This window comes from Streptomyces nogalater (assembly GCF_039532885.1).
Taxonomy (GTDB): Bacteria; Actinomycetota; Actinomycetes; order Streptomycetales; family Streptomycetaceae; genus Streptomyces; species Streptomyces nogalater.
In genome coordinates this window covers 353853-356136 of the sequence record NZ_BAAASM010000002.1, presented here as the reverse complement: position 1 = coordinate 356136, position 2284 = coordinate 353853, and the positions used below count along the sequence as shown (strand labels likewise).

The 2284-nt window shown below is 72.4% G+C and carries 1 protein-coding gene and 2 pseudogenes; all 3 read left to right on the top strand.

The annotated features are described in order from the left end of the window. Positions 1-315, top strand: a pseudogene (locus ABD350_RS03540) (hypothetical protein); the annotation flags it as partial. Between the two features lie 211 nt (positions 316-526). Then, entirely contained in the window at positions 527-1984 is a 1458-nt protein-coding gene (locus ABD350_RS03535; protein ID WP_344346180.1) for an NCS2 family permease, read from the top strand. Positions 1985-2102: 118 nt separating this feature from the next. Beyond that, positions 2103-2284, top strand: a pseudogene (locus tag ABD350_RS03530) (XdhC/CoxI family protein); the annotation flags it as partial.

The following is a 2284-nucleotide window of genomic DNA, read 5'->3' as shown; positions in this document are numbered from 1 at the left end:
CGCGGGACCCGGAGGAACCCGGCCGACGCGGCCCGCACGGGCGTCGGGCGCGAGCCGCTCCGGCCCGGCACACCGGCCCCCACCGTCCTCGGCACGCCGGCCACTCCGGCCACGCTGCCCACTCCGACCACGCTGCCCACTCCGGCCGACGCACTCCGGCTCGCCGCCGTGCACGCCCCGTACGGGTCGCGCGGAGCCGGCGGGGCCCCGGCCCGGCCGGCCGCCTCCGCCTGCCTCGCGGCGGCCCGGGAGACGACGGGGCCCGGACCCGGCCGCACGCCGGTACGGCCCGAGCACCCGGCGGGAACCGTGTAGCCCGCCCCACAGCTCTCCGGGCGGCGCAGGGAACGTCACACCCTCCGCCGCGCCGCCCGGAGGAACCCCTTTGAGTTCCGCTCCGCTCGCGGTCCTTGAAGTACCTGGAAATCCGTTCGTCTCGGGCCGTCCCCCGGGTCGTCCATTCCCCAAATCCCGCGTCCGTGAGGACGGTTCGCGGGTGCCCCTTTGAACCTTGGGAGATGGCACCATGACCCACCAGTCAGTGGAGCCCAGGACCGCCGCCGAGGACGCAGGCGAAGGCAGCCGCGTCCCTGCGGGGCGGTCCTGGCTCGACCGGTACTTCCACATATCCAGAAGAGGATCCACGGTCGCGCGGGAAGTGCGCGGCGGCATCACCACGTTCATGGCGATGGCGTACATCCTCCTGCTCAACCCCCTCATCCTGTCCGGCAAGGACGCGGCGGGGGACACCCTCGGCCAGAAGGCGCTGATCACCGCGACCGCGTTCGCGGCGGCCCTCACGACCCTGCTCATGGGCTTCGTCGGCAAGGTGCCGCTCGCCCTCGCCGCCGGCCTGTCCGTCTCCGGTGTCCTGTCCACCCAGGTCGCCCCCGAGATGACCTGGCCCCAGGCCATGGGCATGTGTGTGATGTACGGCGTGATCATCATGCTGCTCGTCGTCACCGGCCTGCGCGAAATGATCATGAACGCGATTCCGCTCGCGCTCAAGCACGGCATCACGATGGGCATCGGCCTGTTCATCGCGTTCATCGGCTTCTTCAAGGCGGGCTTCGTCCACCAGGGCAAGGGCGGCCCCGTCACCCTCGGTCCCGCCGGGGAGCTGACCGGCTGGCCGGTCCTGCTGTTCGCCGGCACCCTGCTGCTGATCTTCATGCTCCAGGCCCGGAACGTCCCCGGCGCCATCCTCATCGGCATCGTCAGCGGCACCGTCGTCGCCCTGATCCTGAACGCCGCCGGTGTCATCGACCCCAAGCAGTGGGCCAACGGCGCGCCCGAGCTGCACGGCGGCGCGGTCTCCATGCCCGACTTCTCGCTCTTCGGCGACGTCGAGTTCGGCGGCTGGGGCGAGGTCGGCGCGATGACCGTCGGGATGATCGTGTTCACCCTGGTGCTGGCCGGCTTCTTCGACGCGATGGCCACCATCATCGGCGTCGGCACCGAGGCCAACCTCGCCGACGACAAGGGCCGGATGCCGGGCCTGTCCAAGGCGCTGTTCATCGACGGCGCCGGCGGTGCCATCGGCGGTGTGGCGGGCGGCTCCGGCCAGACCGTGTTCGTGGAGTCGGCCACCGGCGTCGGCGAGGGCGCCCGCACCGGGCTCGCCTCGGTCGTCACCGGCCTGTTCTTCGCGGCCTGCCTGTTCTTCACCCCGGTCACCGCGATCGTGCCGCAGGAGGTCGCCTCCGCCGCCCTCGTCGTCATCGGCGCGATGATGATGATGAACGCCCGGCACGTGGACTGGGCCGACCGCGCCACCGCCATCCCGGTCTTCCTGACCGTCGTGCTGATGCCGTTCACGTACACCATCACCACCGGTGTCGCCGCAGGCGTCATCTCCTACGTCGCCATCAAGGTGGCCCAGGGCAAGGCGCGTGAGATCGGGGCCTTCATGTGGGGCCTGACGGTGGTGTTCCTCGTCTACTTCGCCCTCAGCCCCATCGAGGGCTGGCTGGGAGTCGCCTGACCCGCCCCCGCAAACCCGCGACGCCCGTCAGCGAGCCGACAACTGCCCGACCGGCCGCGGAACTTCACCGGCGGTCCGGCGACCGGCCCGGTCTCCCGGCGGGTGCGTGGAGGGCACCGTGTACGAGCTGTGCCGACAGGCGCCGCGGGACGGGCAGACCGTCCCGGAGCGCTTGGGGCGCAGCGACGGGGACGCCTTCGTCGCCGGCCCGGCCCAGGGCGGCGTCCACGGCATCCCCGTCACACCGGCCGGGCGGACGGTCCCGCCCGGCCGGTGTTCGCGACCGCCGGGCGGCGGCGG